Origin of the sequence: Sinosporangium album (assembly GCF_900100605.1) — a bacterium.
Lineage (GTDB): Bacteria > Actinomycetota > Actinomycetes > Streptosporangiales > Streptosporangiaceae > Sinosporangium > Sinosporangium album.
Map to the genome: position 1 here is coordinate 309,442 of NZ_FNCN01000001.1, position 16,388 is coordinate 325,829.

Sequence of the window (16,388 nt, forward strand, 5' to 3'; positions counted from 1 at the left end):
GTGCGCCCTCTGTGCGGAGGTGGAAGGGCGACGTTCGGAGAGCGTTTCGGCCGGTGGACGGGCCGAGGAAGACTGAGCGTGGCCGCCGGGATGGTGCTGGTGGCCCTTGCGACGGTGGGCTATGTGCTTCCGCCGAGATTCGATCCGCCTCCGTTGGCCGCGGGGCAGACCGTCGGGCCGATTCCCGCGCAGACGGCGGCGGAGCTGCGTCCGGTCTCCGCGACGGAGCCGATCTCCGTGCAACATCTCTCCGTCCCGCTGAAGGGCGGAGAGATCGTGGAGGCCACGATCCGGGCGCCGCTGGCGTCGGGGCGTCATCCGGCGCTGGTGTTCGTGCAGGGCTCGGGGACGGGCGCGCGATCCGATTTCAACGAGCAGGCCGAGTGGCTCGCCCATGCGGGCGTCATCACCCTCGTCTACGACAAACGGACCGAAGGCTACAGCTTCCGCCACCGCGACTTCGGGCTCCTCGCCGACGACGCGCTGCGCATGATCAGGACGCTGCGGCAGCGGGCCGACGTCGACCCGGCGCGGACGGGGCTGTGGGGCGTGAGCGAGGGCACCTGGGTGACCCCCCTCACGGCGGACGCGGGCCGCTCGGACGTGTCGTTCATGGTGATGGTGTCGGCGCCGAACGTGTCGCCGATGCGCCAGGTGGCGTGGGCGCTCAACGAGCAGCTCCAGCGTCTCTACGCGCCGATCGGGGTGCGTGACCTGCTCACCCGAGCGATGGGGGCGGTCGGTTTCGACTTCCTGCGCTACAACGCGGCGCCCGCCCTCACGCGGATCAAGCAGCCGGTCCTGGCCCTGTACGGCACCGCCGACCCCTCCATTCCCTTCGTCGAGAGCGCGCGCAACCTTGAGGCGGGGCTGAAGGAGGCGGGGAACGACCAGTACACGATCCGCTTCCTCGACAAGGCCGACCACGCGATGCGCATCCGCGGCGGCCCGTTCGCCTCGAACTACATGCCGACGCTGGTCAACTGGGTGAAGGGCCTGCCCGGTACGGCGAAGCCGTCCGAGCACATGGCCGGGACGCCGGCGGTGCAGCGGCTGGAGGCCTCCGACGTGCCCGCGGCGCCCTGGTATGCCCGCGGTGCCGTACTGAGCCTGACGCTGGGCCTGGCCGTCGTCGGCTATGTGGCGGCGCCCGTGGCCGAGATGCTGGTGCGGCTGCGGCGCGGCACGGACCGGGTGGCGACGGGCGCGGTGGTGTGGCCGCCCATACGCCGGCGGCTGCGCCGCATGGCGTGGACGGGTGCGGGGCTGCTGGCGTCGGTGATGGCGTTCATCACGCTGCTGGTGCTGTTCTCCGTCAACCAGGCGGGGGCGTGGCCGGCGGTCCTGTCGGGGTGGCTCGTCATCCGGGTGCTGGCGCTGCTGATGCTCGTGCAGGAGGTCACGGCGGTCTCGGCCGTCGTGACGGGGCTGCGCGAGGGGTGGCGGCCGACGCGCTGGCAGAAGATCGCCGTCTCCAGTGTCCTCGGCAGCACGGGGCTGCTGCTGGTGGCCGCCGGGTATTACGGGCTGTTCGCGTTCCCCTGGTGGTGATCGGGCATGGCCGACCACACGTCCTCGACGTGCTCGGTGCGCCGCTTCGCGCCGGGCACGCGGTGCCCCGGCGCGGCGAAAAGGGCCATCCACCGGCTCATCTCCGCGAAGACCCGCCCGCGCACCGGTTCGGGGGAGAGCACGAGGTCGTGCACTCCCCCGATCACACGTACGCAGGTGACGTGCGGCCCGATCCCGGTGGACCAGAGCGCGATGTGCTCGGGGTCGAGCACGAGGTCGGCCCCATGCGCCTGGGGTGTGAACACGGCGGTGCGCAGCCCCTTGGCCGCGCACATCACCAGCACCGGCACGTCCACCGCGAGGCCTGCGTGGAGCCGGCGCTGGGCACGGCGGATCGCGGCGAGCCACACCGCGTGCACGGGGAATCCGCGGAGCGGCTTCCAGGCGAGGTCGTAGTCCCATTCGCCGTGGTGGTCGCGGTGCAGGCTCACGCCGTACGCGCTGGGGAGCCCGATGGGGAGTACGGCGGAGGCCGGCGCGGCGGCGAGGGCCCCGGCGAGCACGTCGACGGCGGCACGGACCGGGAGGGGCACGTTGAGGTCGAGGAACGGGCTGTTGAGGATGAGCGCCTGGAGCAGCCCGCGACCGCGTACCCGGTCGGCCCACAGGGTGGTGACGAGGCCGCCGGTCGAGTGGCCGTTGACGATCAGGTGGTCGTTGCCGTCGGTCTCGCGGATGAGGCGCACGGCCGCGTCGATCTCGGGGAAGTAGTCGGTGACGCTGCGGATCAGGCCCCTGCTCTGGTGAGGTAGTAAAGATCGGCCATATTTCCGCAGGTCGAGTGCGTAGAAGTCGATACCCCGGGCGGTGTAGAAGTCGGCCAGGTGCCGCTGGAAGAAGTAGTCGCTGAAGCCGTGCACGTAGAGGACCGCGCGGCGGGACGCGTCGGCCGCGCGCCGCCGCACCAGCGTGGCCACGACCGGCCCCTCCTCGTCGTCGGGCATGGGCAGCGTGATCGCTTCATATCCGGGACCGAGTATGTCCTCTTCCACGCGCATGGTGAGGAGACTAACGTTGTTGATCGGAAATGCTGCTTTCCGGGGGGATGAAGATGGTCACATCGCGAACGAGTCCTTGGCCAGGCGGCGGACCCGGTCCTCGTCGACGAGGTGTCCCAGGCCGGGCTGGGTGAGGGGGACGGCGACGACGCCGCCCGAGGCCCCGACGGCGGGGGTGACGATCTGGGCGCTCCTGGGCGGCTGGGTGACGTCGCACGGCAGGGTGCAGCCGGGCAGTCCGGCGACGGCGACGGTGGCGGCCCTGGCCAGGCCGGTGCCCTGGCCTCCGGAGCACACGATGTCCCATCCGGAGGCGACGCAGTGGTCGTGCGCCCGCCGTACCTCCTGGAGGGAGGCGAACCCCTGCGGCTTCAGCAGCAGGGCGCGGCCCGCGTGGGCGGCGGTGAGCTCGGTCAGGTCGGGCACGGTGTGGGCCTCGACGGCCACGGACGCGGCGACCCGCTCCTGCAGCTCGGCGTGGGAGATGTGGTCGGCGGGGGCGAAGGGGCGCTCGATGGCGGTGAGACGGTAGGCGTCGAGGGCGGCGACCTGCTCGATCTCGGCTTCGCCGTATGCGCACTGGGCGTCCACGGAGATCGCGAGACCCGGGTAGGCGAGGCGCACGGCCCGCAGGGGCTCGATGTCCCATCCGGGGTAGACGTCCAGCGTGACGTGGGCGTATCCGCCGCAGATGTGGCGGTTGACCCGGCCGACCAGGCTCTCCAGCGACCGGTCCGCCCCGATGCGCACGGTCGCCGTGAGGGACGTACGGCTGCCGCCGAGGGCGTGGGCCAGCGGCACGCCGCGCATGCGGGCCCACAGGTCCCAGCAGGCCATGTCGGTGGCCGAGCCGCCGGGCAGGGGCCGTCCGAGGTCGTGGGGGTGCTCCCAGTCGACCCCGATGAGGGCGGGGGCGAGGCTTTCGGCGAGAACGGTCCAGGTCTTGTCGAGGCTTCCGTGGCCGACGGCGGGCTCGACCACCTCTCCCCACCCGGTCATCCCGCCGTAATCGGTCAGCCTGATGAGGATGCTCTCCGGGCGCCTCCCATAGGGCAGGCGGAGCCGGAACACCTCAAGCGCCCGCACTCGCGGCATCAGACCCCCGATCCAGATCAGACCTCTGTTTTCACCATGGTGCCCCCTACTACGGGTTGCGCAAAACGGGGGGCGATGGCCACCGCGGCCAGCGCTACCAGGGCGGCGACCCCGAAACTGTACAAGAACCCCGATTCCAGTGCGGTGAACAGCGCGCCGGTCACCGCCACGACCACGACCGTGAAGACCTGCTCGCCCACCTGGAGGGCGGAGCTGTTGTGCCCCTGCTCCCCCGGGCGGGACAGCTCAAGGGCGAGGACGGACAGCGTCGGGTAGACCAGGCCCATGCCCAGCCCGCCGATGATCCAGGAGACGTAGGCGAGCGCGACCGGCACCGCCTCGAAGATCACCACGGCCATCAGGGCGACGCCGACCGTGATCAGCGCCGTGCCGCCGCGCAGGAGCACCAGGCGGGGCAGCACCCCGCGCCCCTGGAGCCACGACCCGAACGACCAGGTCACCGCGCCGCCGGTCAGGGCGAGGCCGGCCGCGACGGTGGAAAGCCCGCGCGCCTCCATGAGCATCAGGGGGACCATGACCTCGGCGGAGATGAAAGCCCCGGCGGCCAGGCCGCGCAGAGCGACGACGGTCGGCAGGCCCCTGGCGGCGCGCAGGGTCCCGCGCGGGAGCAGGCGCGGCAGGGCGACGGCCAGCAGCGCCAGCCCCGCCACCATGATCAGCATCTCGGCGCCGCGGCGGCCACTGCCGTACTGCATGAGCGCGGCGCCCACGGCGGTCAGGACGGCCCAGCCGACGCGCCTGGCCAGGCCGGGCGCCGGGGTGCCCTGGCCTCCGGCGAGGCTCCGCACCACGTCGGGGCGGCTCAGCCCCCACCAGGTCGGCAGGGCCGCGGGCACCGCGATCAGCGCGACGCCGAGGAAGACCCAGCGCCATCCGACCTGGTCGACCACCGCCCCCGCGACCGCGGGCCCGATCATGGACGGCAGTACCCACGCCACGGCGAACAGGGAGAACACCCTCGGATGCAGCGCCGGCGGGTAGACCCTCGCCACGAGGACGTAGAGCGACACCTGGAACAGGCCACCGCCGAAGCCCTGAAAGAGCCGCCCGGCCAGCAGCATCTCCATGTTCAGGGCGGCGCCGGCCGTCACCAGCCCGGCGAGGAAGACCGCGACGCCGGTCCAGAGCGGCGCGAGCGGCCCCCGCAGGTCGCTCCACCGCCCGCCGACCACGGTGGCCACCACGCCGGCGGCCATCGCGCCGCTGAACGCCAGGCTGTACAGCCCCATACCGTCGAGGTCGGCGGCGACCTTGGGCATGGCCGTGGCGACGGCGAGGTACTCGAAGGCCACCAATGTCATGATCGCCACCAGCCCGACGGCCAACGCCCGGTGGCGCGGGCCGAAAATGCCGGTGATCTCGTCCCCGTGCCGGGGTGACTCATCCAATGTGGCCATGAATCGCAAGATAGGCCCCGCATTCTCACGGTCGCATCGGGCCCTGGCCCTAGAGATCTCAGCCCTTTGGAGGAGACGCGCCCCGCTCCCGCCCGCTCCGGCCCGCTCCGGCCCACTCCGGCCCGCTCCGGCCGCGGTGTACGGCCCTCGGCCCGCTAAGCCCGGTCGCGATGCCGCTCCGGCGGGCGGTTCAGGTCGCGCCGTTCGATCGCCGCCGCCATCAGGTCGGGGAACGCGTCCGGAGTGCAGGCGAACACGGGCACGCCCAGCGCCGCCAGAGCCGCGGCGTTGTCGCGGTCGTAGGACGGCGCACCGTCGTCGGACAGGGCCGTCAGCGCGATCACCTGCACCCCCGCCGAAGTCATCTCGGCGACCCTGCGCAGCATCTCCTCCCGCACCCCGCCCTCGTAGAGGTCGCTGATCAGGACCAGCAGCGCATCCGCGGGCCGCGTGATCAGGCCCTGGCCGTACGCCAGCGCCCGGTTGATATCCGTGCCTCCGCCGAGCTGCGTGCCGAACAGCACGTCCACCGGGTCGTGCAGCCGCTCGGTGAGGTCGGCGACGGCGGTGTCGAAGGCCACCAGCGACGTCTTCAGCGACCGTATCGAGGCAAGCGCCGCGCCGAAGACGCCCGAGTAGACCACCGATGCCGCCATCGACCCGCTCTGGTCGACGCAGAGCACCACCTCGCGCTGGACGGCGTTGCTGCGTCTGCCGTACCCCACCAGCGTCGACGGCACGACCGTGCGCCGGTCCGGCAGGTAGTTCGCGAGGTTGGCGCGGATCGTGCGGTCCCAGTCGATGTCGGCGGCGCGGCGGGGGCGGCGGGTGCGGGCCGACCGGTCGAGCGCGCCGGCGACGGCCGCGCGGGTGCGCTGCGCCAGCCGGGCTTCCAGCTCGGCGACGACCTTGCGCACGACGGCGCGGGCGGTCTCCCTGGTCCGCTCGGGCATGACGCGGTTGAGCGCGAGCAGCGTGCCGACCAGGTGCACGTCGGGTTCGACGGCCTGGAGCATCTCGGGCTCCAGCAGGAGCCGGGTGAGGTTGAGCCGTTCGACGGCGTCCTTCTGCATGACCTGCACGACGGTGGAGGGGAAATAGGTACGGATGTCCCCCAGCCACCGGGCCACCTTCGGCGCCGAACCGCCGAGCCCGGCCGACCTGGCCCCGTCGCCCGGGGCCCCGTCGTAGAGCGCGGCGAGCGCCGCGTCCATCCGCGCGTCGTCACCGCCGAGCGAACGGCCGGTGCCGTCCGCCTCGCCGCCCAGCACCAGCCGCCACCTGCGCAGCCGTTCACCGTCCACCGGACGTGCCCCCTGCCCCGGCCCGTGCCGTCCCCCGCGCCGCCGCGAGGATGTCCATCACCGTGCGTACGGCTGCCGCCGCCCGTTCGCCGTCCACCTCGTCGGCCGGGGCGTCCACCGTACGCGAACCGCGCGCCCGGACCCGCTCCCCGATGGAGCGCCGCTCGGGCGCGGCGAACGCGCCGAAGGTGCGGCGGAGCAGCGGCAGGACCGCGGTGAACTGGTCGGCGGCCAGGGAGGTCAGCCAGTCGTCCACGAGGGTCAGCAGCCTGGCGTCGTGGACCAGCAGCAGGCCGTCGCCGGGCAGGAAGCCCTCCACCCAGGCGGCCGTGCGGGCGGGCGGGTTTCCGGGCGACGTGGCCCGCGACAGGCGCAGCGCCGCCAAGTCGGCGTCGAGGTGCCCGGCGTCGAGCAGGATGCGGATCAGGCGGCCCTCGACGAGCCCGTGCAGGTCCCGCCGGTCGGCGACCTGCCGCAGCGCCGCCAGCCACCGGCCGCGCGGCCCCGGCTCCCCGCCCGGCGGACCGCCCGCCGTACTGGTCTCCGTACCGCTCCCCGGGCCACCCGCCGCGCCGCTCCCCAGGCCGCCGGCCGTACTGGTCTCCGGGCCGGTCTCAAGGAGGACGACGGCGCTGTTGACGGCGTCGATGTGGGCGAGCAGGGCCGAGGCCGCGTCGTCGTCGATGGCCGACACCACGGCGGGCAGCCCCACGCAGACGCGGGTCAGCAGGGCCTCGGCGATCGAGGCGAGCCCCTCGGGCGGAGTGCCGCGCACGTCGCCGTAGCGCTGGGCGCGGGCGACGGCGGGCAGGGCGGCCATGAGCCGTATCACGTCGGTGTCGAGCGCGGCCTTGGCCGACAGGGCCGCCAGCACGTCCTTCAGGGCCTCCGGCAGGTCGGCCAGCAGGCAGGTCTCCACTAGGCCGGTCAGCTCCGCCAGGGGCGCGCCCACGGCCGCCGCCCTGCCCGCGGACCCGCCCGCGGACCCGCCCGCGGACCCGCCGGCGGCTCCACCCGGGACACCCGGGAGGCCCGGGAGGCCCGGGAGGCCCGCCTCGCCCGGCCCGCCGGCATGGGGACCGGCGTTCCCCGCCGCCAGTTCGCGAATGCGCGCGGTTGCCGCCGACTCGACGGTGGTGCCGTACACGCCGGCCTCGATCAGCTGGAGGTCGTACTCCGGCCGCCACGCCAGGGTCCACGACTCGCGGAAAGTGCCCTTGCCCCGTGCCTCCCGTGCCGCGCCCCACGGGACGCCGAGCACCGTCAGCCGGTGCAGCAGCCCGCTGCGGCCGAGGTCGAGCGGCTTGCGCAGGTCGAGATCAAGCTCCCGGTCGAGCGCCTCCGGTTTGAGGCGCAGCCGCGTACGCCGGTCGCGCAGATCCCGCTGGAGCGGCACCATCGGCGTGGAGTCGGGCACGCGGCCGAGGCGCTCCCCGACGACCATGCGCCGCCGAATCAGCTCGACCGGCAGCTCGTCGCCCTCGCACAGCACGGCTCTGGCCGCCTCGGTCACCTCGCCGAGCCCGGCGAGCGGCCGGCCGCGGAGCACGGCGAGGGCGTGCGCCAGCCGTACGGCCTCGATGACGTGGGCGGACGACACCGGCAGGCCCTCCTCGCGCAGCACACCGGCGGCCGCGGTGAGCCAGCGTTCGACGGGGCGATCGGCGGCGGTGAACAGGTGGTGGTACCAGCCGGGTGAGTCCACGCCGGCGCCGTACCCGCTCCACGAGCCGAGCCTGCCGTAGGTCCACGGCACCCAGGTGACCTCCACCGTGGCCTTCGGCAGGCCGCGCAGCAGCGCGTCGTCCGCTCTGGCGGGCACGGGCAGGGACAGCGCGGGCACGTGCCAGGCCCCGCAGACCACGGCGACGCGCCGGTGGCCGTCCTTGGCGGCCCTGCGGATCGCGCGCCGCATGTGCGCCTCGCGCCGGGCCTCGCGGCCGGACGGCACGTGGCCGTCGCGCACCGCTGCCATGGCCTCGGCGATGACCTGGAACGGCGTGTCGCCCCGGTGTTCGACGACGTCCTCCCACCAGCGTTCCGGGTCGTCGTAGCCGGCCGCGCGCGCCAACTCCCCCAGCGGGTCGCGGTCGGCCGGGTCGCGGTCGGCCGGGTCGCGGTCGGCCGGGTCGCGGTCGGGCAGGTCGCGGTCGGCGCCGCCGTCCTCGGGCTGCGCCGCGAGCCCGTGCGCGGCGGGCAGGTCGCAGAACCGGGCCGGCACGCCGGCGGCGACCGCGTAGCGGATCGCCTGCCACTCCGGCGAGAACTCCGCGAACGGCCAGTACGCGGCACGGCCCGGCTCGCCCGGCACGTGGGCGAGCAGCGCGACCGGGGGGACGAGACCCGGGTCGCCCGCCAGGCCGACGAGGGCGTCGGCCTCCGGTGGTCCTTCGATCAGGACGATGTCCGGTCCGAGTGCGGCCAGGTGGTCGCGTACGGCACGGGCCGAGCCGGGCCCGTGGTGCCGCACACCGAGAAGGTGCAGGTCAACGCTCGTCACGGCACGCCCGGTAGAAGTCGCGCCAGCCCTCGCGCTCGCGCACCACCGTCTCCAGGTATTCGCGCCACACCACCGTGTCCGACACCGGGTCCTGGACGACCGCCCCGACGATGCCGGCGGCCACGTCGGCCGGGCGCAGCACCCCGTCGCCGAAGTGCGCGGCCAGCGCCACGCCGCCCGTCAGCACCGAGATGGCCTCCGCCGTCGACAGCGTGCCGCTCGGCGACTTGACCTTGGTGCGGCCGTCCTCGGTGACGCCGGAGCGCAGCTCCCGGAACACCGTGACGACGCGGCGGATCTCTTCAAGCCCGGTCGCGGTCTCGGGCAGCCGCAGCGCCGCGCTGAGCTGCGCGACCCGGCGGGCCACGATCTCGACCTCCTCGTCGGCTCCGGCGGGGAGCGGCAGGACGACCGTGTTGAAACGGCGGCGCAGCGCCGACGACAGCTCGTTGACGCCCCGGTCGCGGTCGTTGGCCGTGGCGATGACGTTGAAGCCCGGGACGGCCTGCACCTCCTCGTTCAGCTCGGGGATGGGCAGCGTCTTCTCCGACAGCACGGTGATCAGCGCGTCCTGCACGTCGGAGGGCATGCGGGTCAGCTCCTCGATCCTGGCGACCGCGCCGGAGGCCATCGCCCGCATCACCGGGCTTGGCGTCAGGGCCTCCCGCGAGGGTCCTTCGGCGAGCAGCCGCGCGTAGTTCCAGCCGTAGCGGATCGCCTCCTCGGCGGTGCCCGCCGTACCCTGCACGAGCAGCGTCGAGTCGCCGCTGACGGCCGCCGCGAGGTGCTCCGACAGCCACGTCTTGGCGGTGCCGGGCACGCCGAGCAGCAGCAGCGCCCGGTCGGTGGCGAGGGTCGCGACGGCCACCTCGACGACGCGCCGCGGGCCGATGTACTTCGGGGTGATCCGTTCGCCGTCCCCCAGCACGTAGGTCGTGACCGCCCACGGCGACAGGTGCCAGCCCGGCGGCCTCGGCCGGTCGTCGTCCTTGGCCAGGATCGCCAGCTCCTCGGCGTACTGATCCTCGGCGTGCGGGCGGAGAACGTTGGTCACTGAAGCTCCTTGAGCATCTCATCGCGGAATCGGAGGGTCTCGGCGACGTTCTGCACGACGGCGTCGTCCGACAGGTCGGCGACCAGCCCGGCCAGGGCCGGGTCCACCCGCTCCGCCGCCATCCGGGCCAGTTCGCCAACGTTCCACGGCTGCACCGCCAGCGTCTCGACGATCGTGTTCAGTACGGCTTTCGCCAGCGGCGGCCCCCACGGCCCCGGCACCCCGCCCAGCAGCATGATCAACTGCCCGTCCACGGCGTGCCCCCGGACGACCTCCGCCGCCCTGACGGCGCGCTCCTCCGCCGGCAGCACCGCCAACAGGTCGGCCAGCGGCTCCCTCGCGAACAGCGCCCGCGCCCACGCGGCGTCGTGCTGCAGCACTGCGGCGCGCTCCCAGCCGACCCTGACCTCACGGGACCAGTCGCCGAGCTCCGCCGCCGTGATCTCCTCCGCGGTCAGCCCGAGGTGGCCAGGCCAGAACCCCAGCGGCGTCCGCGCTATCACCTGCTGGAGCCACCAGCCGCGCCTGCCGCTGCCGCCGGGGGCGGCGGCCCGGATCCCGTCACGTTCCATCGGCGGGTCGCAGGCGGACGGGGGGTTGACGGCGAAGCCGTCGCCGTCCCTGCCGAGGCAGCGGGCGGCGCGGGCGGCCATGCGGCGGGCCAGGCGGGACCCGGGAAGCATGGTGAGCAGGTCGGCCGCGCGGTGCCGTACCTCGCGCCTGCGGTCGTCGAGGGCGGCCTCCAGGAACGGCTCGTCGGCGGGCGACAGGCCGGACCGCAGGACGTCGAGGAAGGCGGCGCGGTCGCCCGGCGTCTCCCTGTCCCAGGCCGACGCCAGCAGGTCCCGGGCGGCGCCTGGGTCGGTCTCGCGCAGCTCGCGCAGGTGGCGGACGCGGTCGCCCCTGCTGCCGAACTCCCACATCCGCTCCCCCGCCCCGCCGTCGCCTCCGCCGGGCGCCTCGGCGAGGTAGGCCCAGGCGGGGTTCAGGCCGGCGAGCCACCGGCCGCGCCGCCCCGCGAGCACCCCCAGGTGCTCGCGGATCGAACGGTCCCGAACCCCGTGGTCCAGCAGCGCCGGCAGCAGGTACGGCGGAAGCCTCCGTTCGCGTCCGGCCGCCGCGGCGAGCCACTCGGGCAGCAGCCGTACGCGGTCGCCGCCGAGAACGGCGGTCAGCCTGGTGATCGCGGCCTCCGGCACGAGCGGGCGCTCCTCGGGCGCGGCGGGCGGCAGCGGTTCGCCGCGGCGGGGCCGCCGCCCGGCTCTCCGCCGTACCTCCTCGGCCGCCGCCGCCGACAGCAGCGCCGCCGCGGGTTCACCGTCCGCGCCCGGCGACGGCCTGCGGTCCGTGCCGATCAGGGCGGCGGATAGCAGGTCCTCCCATACGGTCCGTGCGGTCACACGACCACCGTCCGCCCGTCCTCGTCCCAGGTCGTCAACGGCACAAGGCCCCAGGGGGTCCACTCGGCGGCCACCGTGACCGGCGCGCCGCCCGACGTGGCGACGAGCGTCCACGGCGCTCCGGCCCCGGGGTGCAGCGCCAGCCCCTCACCGGAGGCGTCGGCGAGCATCCAGCCGGCCTCGCCCGCGTCCGCCCCGCCGTCCCGCACGTCCGCCCCGCCGTCCCGCGTGGGCACCACGCCGGAGAGCACCAGGGGCCACGACTCCAGCCACGGGTCGCCCGCCAGCGCCGCCGCCACCTCCCCCAGGGCCGCGGCGGGGCCGGTGCCGGGCGGAGGGCCCGTGAAGGCGTACGGCGCGGCGTGGCGGGCCGCCACCAGGGCGCGCAGCGGGACGGCTCCCGCGTAGAACGCGAGGTCGGCGTCGACCGCGGTGCCCGTCGCCAATGTGGCGTCGAGCGGCCGGCCGGGAGGGGCGAACGACAGCACCAGGGCGCTGCGGCCGGTGCGGCGTCCGCGCAGCCACACCCTGCGGGCGATCAAGCGGTCCTGCTCCTCGTCGCGGAGGCCGAGCACGTCCCACACGTCGCGGACGCCCGCGCCCGCCAGCACCTCCTCCCTGGTGACGGGGAAGCCGATCCTGCTGCGGACCGTGCGGACGAGGTCTGCGGGCAGCCCTGCCCTGCCCCGGTAGGCGGCGGTCAGCAGGTAGAGCAGCCCGTACTCCCCGAGGAGGCGGCCCGGCCAGTCCTCGCCGCTCAGCGTGGCGCCGAGCCGGGCGACGGCCCCGGCCACACCAGGGGCCTGGGCGTCGACCAGGCGCCTGGCCACGTCGTCCCAGTGGGCGTGGCCGGCGGCCTTGGTGCCCGCGATGCCCTGCCGTATCTGGTCGGTGAGCCATCGCTCCAGCTCAAGCAGGCCGGTGGACACCCGCTGCTCGCGCTGCTCGGCGCGGCGCGCCGAGGCGTCCCGGCCCCCCGCGCCGTCCCTCCCGGCGGCCGTCGAGTCCTCGATCACCTGACGCACACTAGCCAGCTAGACCGACATTTCATGACCGGTTATGTAAATCCTTGATTGGCTATGCCAATCTGATGCAGCAGACATCCTCGGCCTGCCCGCACCCGCCGGGAAGACGGATGATTGTCTGAGAAGAGCCCGTGGGAAGAATTCGGGCGAACACCTTCCAAGGAGGTCAACGGTGACCCGCCAGCTCGTCTCCATCATCGGCGGCAAGGACGCCCCGTCGGTCGCGTCCTACACGTCCATCAACCCCGCACGCACCGGCGAGACCGTGGCCACCGTGGGGCTCGCCGACGCGGAGACCTTCGCCGCGGCCTGCCGTACCGCCAGGAACGCCCAGCGCGAATGGGCCCGCGTGCCCGCGCCCGTCCGCGGGCGCGTCATCGCCTCGATCGGACGCCTCGTCGAAGCGAACGCCGAAAGCCTCGCGCGGCTCGTCACCGAAGAGATCGGCAAGCCCTACGCCGAAGCGCTGGGCGAGGTCCGGGAGATCGTCGACACCTGCGACTTCTTCCTCGGCGAAGGCCGGCGCCTGTACGGCCAGACCGTGCCGTCGGAGATGCCCGACAAGAACCTGTTCACCTTCCGGGTACCGGTCGGCGTCGCCGCCGTCATCACCGCGGGCAACTTCCCCGTCGCCGTCCCGGCCTGGTATCTCATCCCCGCGCTCCTGTGCGGCAACACCGCCGTCTGGAAGCCCGCGGAATACGCGGCGGCCTCCGCCCACGCGCTCTACCGGCTGTTCACCGCGGCCGGGCTGCCCGACGGCGTCCTGAACCTCGTCTTCGCCGACGGCTCCTCCACCTTCGCCGGCCTCGAACTCGCCCTCACCGAAGGCACCGTGCAGAAGGTCGGCTTCACCGGCTCCACCGCCGTCGGCCGCGCCGTCGGCGAACTCTGCGGTCGCCACCTCCAGTCGCCCTGCCTGGAACTCGGCGGCAAGAACCCCATGGTCGTCACCCCCGACGCCGACCTGGACCTCGCGGTCGAAGGCGCCCTGTTCTCCGGCTTCGGTACGGCAGGCCAGCGCTGCACCTCCCTCGGCACCGCGATCGTGCACGAATCCGTGCACGCCGACTTCACCGCCCGCCTCGCCGCCGCCGTCGCCTCGGCCAAGGTCGGCGAGCCGACGGGGGACGTGGTCTACGGCCCGCTGCTGGACACCCGGTTCGCCGAGCGCTACGAGGAATACCTCGACTGGATCGAGCCGCACCACACCGTCGTCACCGGCCCCACCGGACGCATCACGCAGGACAACCCCAGGGGCGGCTTCACCGGCGAGGGCGGCCTCTACTACCACCCCGTCGTCGTCGACGGCGTCCGGCCCGACGACCAGATCTTCCTTGAGGAGACCTTCGGCCCCCTCGTCGGCATCGCGACCTACCGCACCCTGGACGAGGCCATCGAACTCGCCAACCGCCCCGGCTACGGCCTCTCCTCGTCGATCTACACCACCGACCCCGCCTCCGCCTTCCGCTTCCGCGAAGGCATCGGCGCCGGCATGGTCAGCGTCAACAACTCCACCTCGGGCGCTGAAGCCCACCTGCCCTTCGGCGGCAACGGCAAGTCCGGCAACGGCAGCCGCCAGTCCGGCATGTGGGTGCTCGACCAGTTCACCCGCTGGCAGTCCATGAACTGGGACCACAGCGGCCGCCTGCAGAAGGCCCAGATGGACGTCGCCGAGATCACCCCCGACCTCGACTACCGCCTCTGACCCGCCCCGTCAGGCCGGTTCCCCGCCGGCCTGACCACACAACAGCTCACGCGGACAGCCGGATCTCGGTAGGGGCCACGATGGGCTGCTCGACGGCCTCGGGGACCGGCTCGTCCTCGTAGTAGAGCTCCAGGGCCTCCCGCGCGCCGACAGGTCTTCCTCTCTGTAGAGAGGCGTGGCGCGGGCGGGACTCGCCTTATGGGGTTTGCCGACGGTCGAATATGCTGCGGGATGACGTGTGCCTTGCGTCGCGCCCCGCTCGTCCCTAGAGGAGCTGTTCACATGTACAAGGAGTTCGCGGCCGAGGTCGTGATGTGGATGATCCCCGTGATCGTGCTCATCGGCCTTGCGATCATGATCACGGCCTGACGTGGATGACGCGGGGACCTTGGAGGTCCCCGCGCGCTGTCTATCGCAGGATTCTGACGTCGTCGACGCCCGCCTCGACGAGGGAGGCTCCGGCGGCGTCGGCGGCCTCGACCACGATGCGGACGGTCTGGCCGGCGAAGCCGCTGATGTCTGCGGTGGCGGTCGCCCAGGAGCCATTGCGGTTGACGGCCGCGCCGGGCTGCTGGAGGACCTGGTTCGTGGTGGCGCCGACGACCTTGACCTTGAGGTGGTCGGCGTTGCTGGAGTTGCTGCCGTGGGCGAGATACCAGGCGAAGCTCAGGGTGAGCGGGCCGGGCGCGGGCAGTGTGATGGGCGGCGACTGGACGGTCGTGGTGCCGCCGTCGAGGTCGTGGGCTCCGGCGGATGATCCGGCGAGGCGGCCGGTGACGAGGGCGTGGGTTCCGCCGGCGGTGGTGCCGAGCTGCTTGGGGCCTCCGCTTGAGGTGGCCTCGGGGTCGCCGCGTTCCCACTGGCCGGAGGTGGCGGTGTCGGTGCCGCCGGGGTCGGTGATCCAGCCGGTCGCGGTTTCGAAGGTGTCCGACCAGACCGTGGCGGGCGGTGCGCCTCCGCAATGCTGCGCCTCCTTGCCGATGATGCGGTAGACGCAGTCGGAGTATTCGAGGAAGCGGAGCACGGCCTCGCGGTTGCGTGTGGTCTGCGGCACGATCTGCTCGTCGGGCGGGTAGAAACCGGGCGAGGCGCTCACCGGATACATCTCGAAGGTGAAGCTGAAGATCTTGTGGACGCCCCACAGGTAGTCGTCGATGCCGCCGTCTGTCACGTAGAGGTCGCTCGCCTGCTGGGCGGTGTAGCCGTTCGTCGAGGCCATGTTCTGGCCGAGGGCGGCGTGGGCGTCACGGTCGTCCTGGGTGAGTCCGGGGGCGGTGTCGTTGAAGGTGTAGCCGTACGGCCACAGGATCAGCTCGCCGTAGGTGTGCCAGTCGATGTGCGACCTGATCTGCTGGACTCCCCCGACGACCCGGCCGCGCACAAAGTCGGCCACGGCCTTCACCTCGGGCGCCGACTCCGCCGAGGGGCCCCGGTAGGTCTCGCTGGACGGTGAACTGGACGATCCGCCGCAGCAGCCCCAGTTGAAGTCCCAGTTACGGTTCATGTCGGTGCCGACGGCGGAGGATCCGCTGTTCGGCTGGCGGTTCTTACGCCATGTCCGGTAGGACCCGGTGGCGATGTCGTATTCGCCGCCGTCGGGGTTCAGATCCGGCATGATCCAGATTTCGCGGGTGTCGACCAGGCCGGTGATCCGAGCGTCGGTGCCGTAGCCGTCGGTGAACAGGTTGAGCAGGTAGATCGCCATCTCGACGGTGAGGTGCTCGCGTGCGTGCTGGTGGTGGGTGAACAGCACCTCGGGCTCGTTCTCGTCGGAGTTCACGTTGTCGCTGATCTTGATGGCCATCAGGTCGCGGCCCTGATGCGACGTGCCGTAGCTGATCTTCTTGGCGACCGAGGGGTGGTCGGCCACGATCCGGTCCACGGCGGCGGTCATCTCGGCGTAGGTGTGGTAGCCGGAGTCCGCCGGGGGGAAGTCCGCGAGCCGGCCCGTCTTGGGGCCGAGCTGGTGGGGCAGCACGGTGACGGCATACCCCTGCGCCTTGACGGCGGCGATCTCGCTCTCCGTCGCCGTCACGACGACCGAGGACTTGGCGACCTCGTCGATCAACGCACCGGTGCGGGCGATGGCCGTACGCTGCTGGGCGGTGGACGGCCCCTCGACGCGATACTGCCGACTGGGTAGTGGTTCCGCCGCCGCTCCCGCCGCGCTGATCCCCGCGGCTAACAGGAGCACAAGGGCGGTTAAGGCAGTGATGAGATGCCTTCTCACCATTTCCTCCTTGGGAGGGTGCGCTGTCGGGGGTTGGCGCGCACCTCTTACTGAGAGTCAGGCCCAGCAGCCATGCTTGAAAGA

Annotated in this window: 12 protein-coding genes; 3 read left to right on the top strand and 9 right to left on the bottom strand. The window is 73.1% G+C overall.

Annotation, left to right across the window (positions count from 1 at the left end):
- The first annotated feature begins 78 nt into the window (after nt 1-78).
- Nucleotides 79-1,551, top strand: coding sequence for an alpha/beta hydrolase family protein (locus BLQ73_RS01310; RefSeq protein WP_245690668.1), 1,473 nt, complete (start codon nt 79-81; stop codon nt 1,549-1,551).
- On the opposite strand, the gene BLQ73_RS01315 is transcribed toward BLQ73_RS01310, so the two are convergent.
- The 8 genes from BLQ73_RS01315 to BLQ73_RS01350 form a co-directional block, all read right to left on the bottom strand.
- A complete protein-coding gene (locus BLQ73_RS01315) occupies nt 1,521-2,570 on the bottom strand; it encodes an alpha/beta hydrolase (protein ID WP_093167332.1) in 1,050 nt (349 codons plus the stop codon). The genes BLQ73_RS01310 and BLQ73_RS01315 overlap by 31 nt on opposite strands.
- 57 nt (nt 2,571-2,627) lie before the next feature.
- Nucleotides 2,628-3,665 (bottom strand): enolase C-terminal domain-like protein, encoded by a 1,038-nt coding sequence (locus BLQ73_RS01320; RefSeq protein ID WP_093167334.1) that lies wholly within the window; start codon nt 3,663-3,665, stop codon nt 2,628-2,630.
- A gap of 17 nt (nt 3,666-3,682) precedes the next feature.
- Nucleotides 3,683-5,083, bottom strand: a complete 1,401-nt coding sequence (locus BLQ73_RS01325; protein ID WP_093167335.1) for an MFS transporter — start codon at nt 5,081-5,083, stop codon at nt 3,683-3,685.
- A 155-nt stretch (nt 5,084-5,238) separates the two neighbouring features.
- Entirely contained in the window at nt 5,239-6,387 is a 1,149-nt protein-coding gene (locus BLQ73_RS01330) for a vWA domain-containing protein (protein WP_093167338.1), read from the bottom strand.
- A complete protein-coding gene (locus BLQ73_RS01335) occupies nt 6,377-8,887 on the bottom strand; it encodes a DUF5682 family protein (protein WP_093167340.1) in 2,511 nt (836 codons plus the stop codon). The genes BLQ73_RS01330 and BLQ73_RS01335 overlap by 11 nt, the downstream gene beginning before the upstream one ends.
- Entirely contained in the window at nt 8,874-9,941 is a 1,068-nt protein-coding gene (locus tag BLQ73_RS01340) for an ATP-binding protein (RefSeq protein ID WP_093167342.1), read from the bottom strand. Before BLQ73_RS01340 ends, BLQ73_RS01335 begins: the two co-directional genes overlap by 14 nt.
- Nucleotides 9,938-11,341 carry a DUF5691 domain-containing protein gene (locus tag BLQ73_RS01345; protein WP_093167344.1) on the bottom strand — a complete coding sequence of 468 codons (1,404 nt, stop codon included), beginning with the start codon at nt 11,339-11,341 and terminating at the stop codon, nt 9,938-9,940. The genes BLQ73_RS01340 and BLQ73_RS01345 overlap by 4 nt, the downstream gene beginning before the upstream one ends.
- Nucleotides 11,338-12,357 (bottom strand): SWIM zinc finger family protein, encoded by a 1,020-nt coding sequence (locus BLQ73_RS01350; protein WP_176955210.1) that lies wholly within the window; start codon nt 12,355-12,357, stop codon nt 11,338-11,340. The genes BLQ73_RS01345 and BLQ73_RS01350 overlap by 4 nt, the downstream gene beginning before the upstream one ends.
- Before the next feature lie 181 nt (nt 12,358-12,538).
- On the opposite strand from BLQ73_RS01350, the gene BLQ73_RS01355 reads away from it, so the two are divergent.
- Nucleotides 12,539-14,074, top strand: coding sequence for an aldehyde dehydrogenase family protein (locus tag BLQ73_RS01355; RefSeq protein WP_093167346.1), 1,536 nt, complete (start codon nt 12,539-12,541; stop codon nt 14,072-14,074).
- 243 nt (nt 14,075-14,317) lie between these two features.
- Entirely contained in the window at nt 14,318-14,443 is a 126-nt protein-coding gene (locus BLQ73_RS34445) for a hypothetical protein (protein ID WP_275936250.1), read from the top strand.
- Nucleotides 14,444-14,483: 40 nt separating this feature from the next.
- Here the strand turns inward: BLQ73_RS34445 and BLQ73_RS01360 are convergent, their stop codons facing one another.
- Entirely contained in the window at nt 14,484-16,307 is a 1,824-nt protein-coding gene (locus BLQ73_RS01360) for a M14 family zinc carboxypeptidase (protein ID WP_093167348.1), read from the bottom strand.
- Nucleotides 16,308-16,388: the final 81 nt, after the last annotated feature.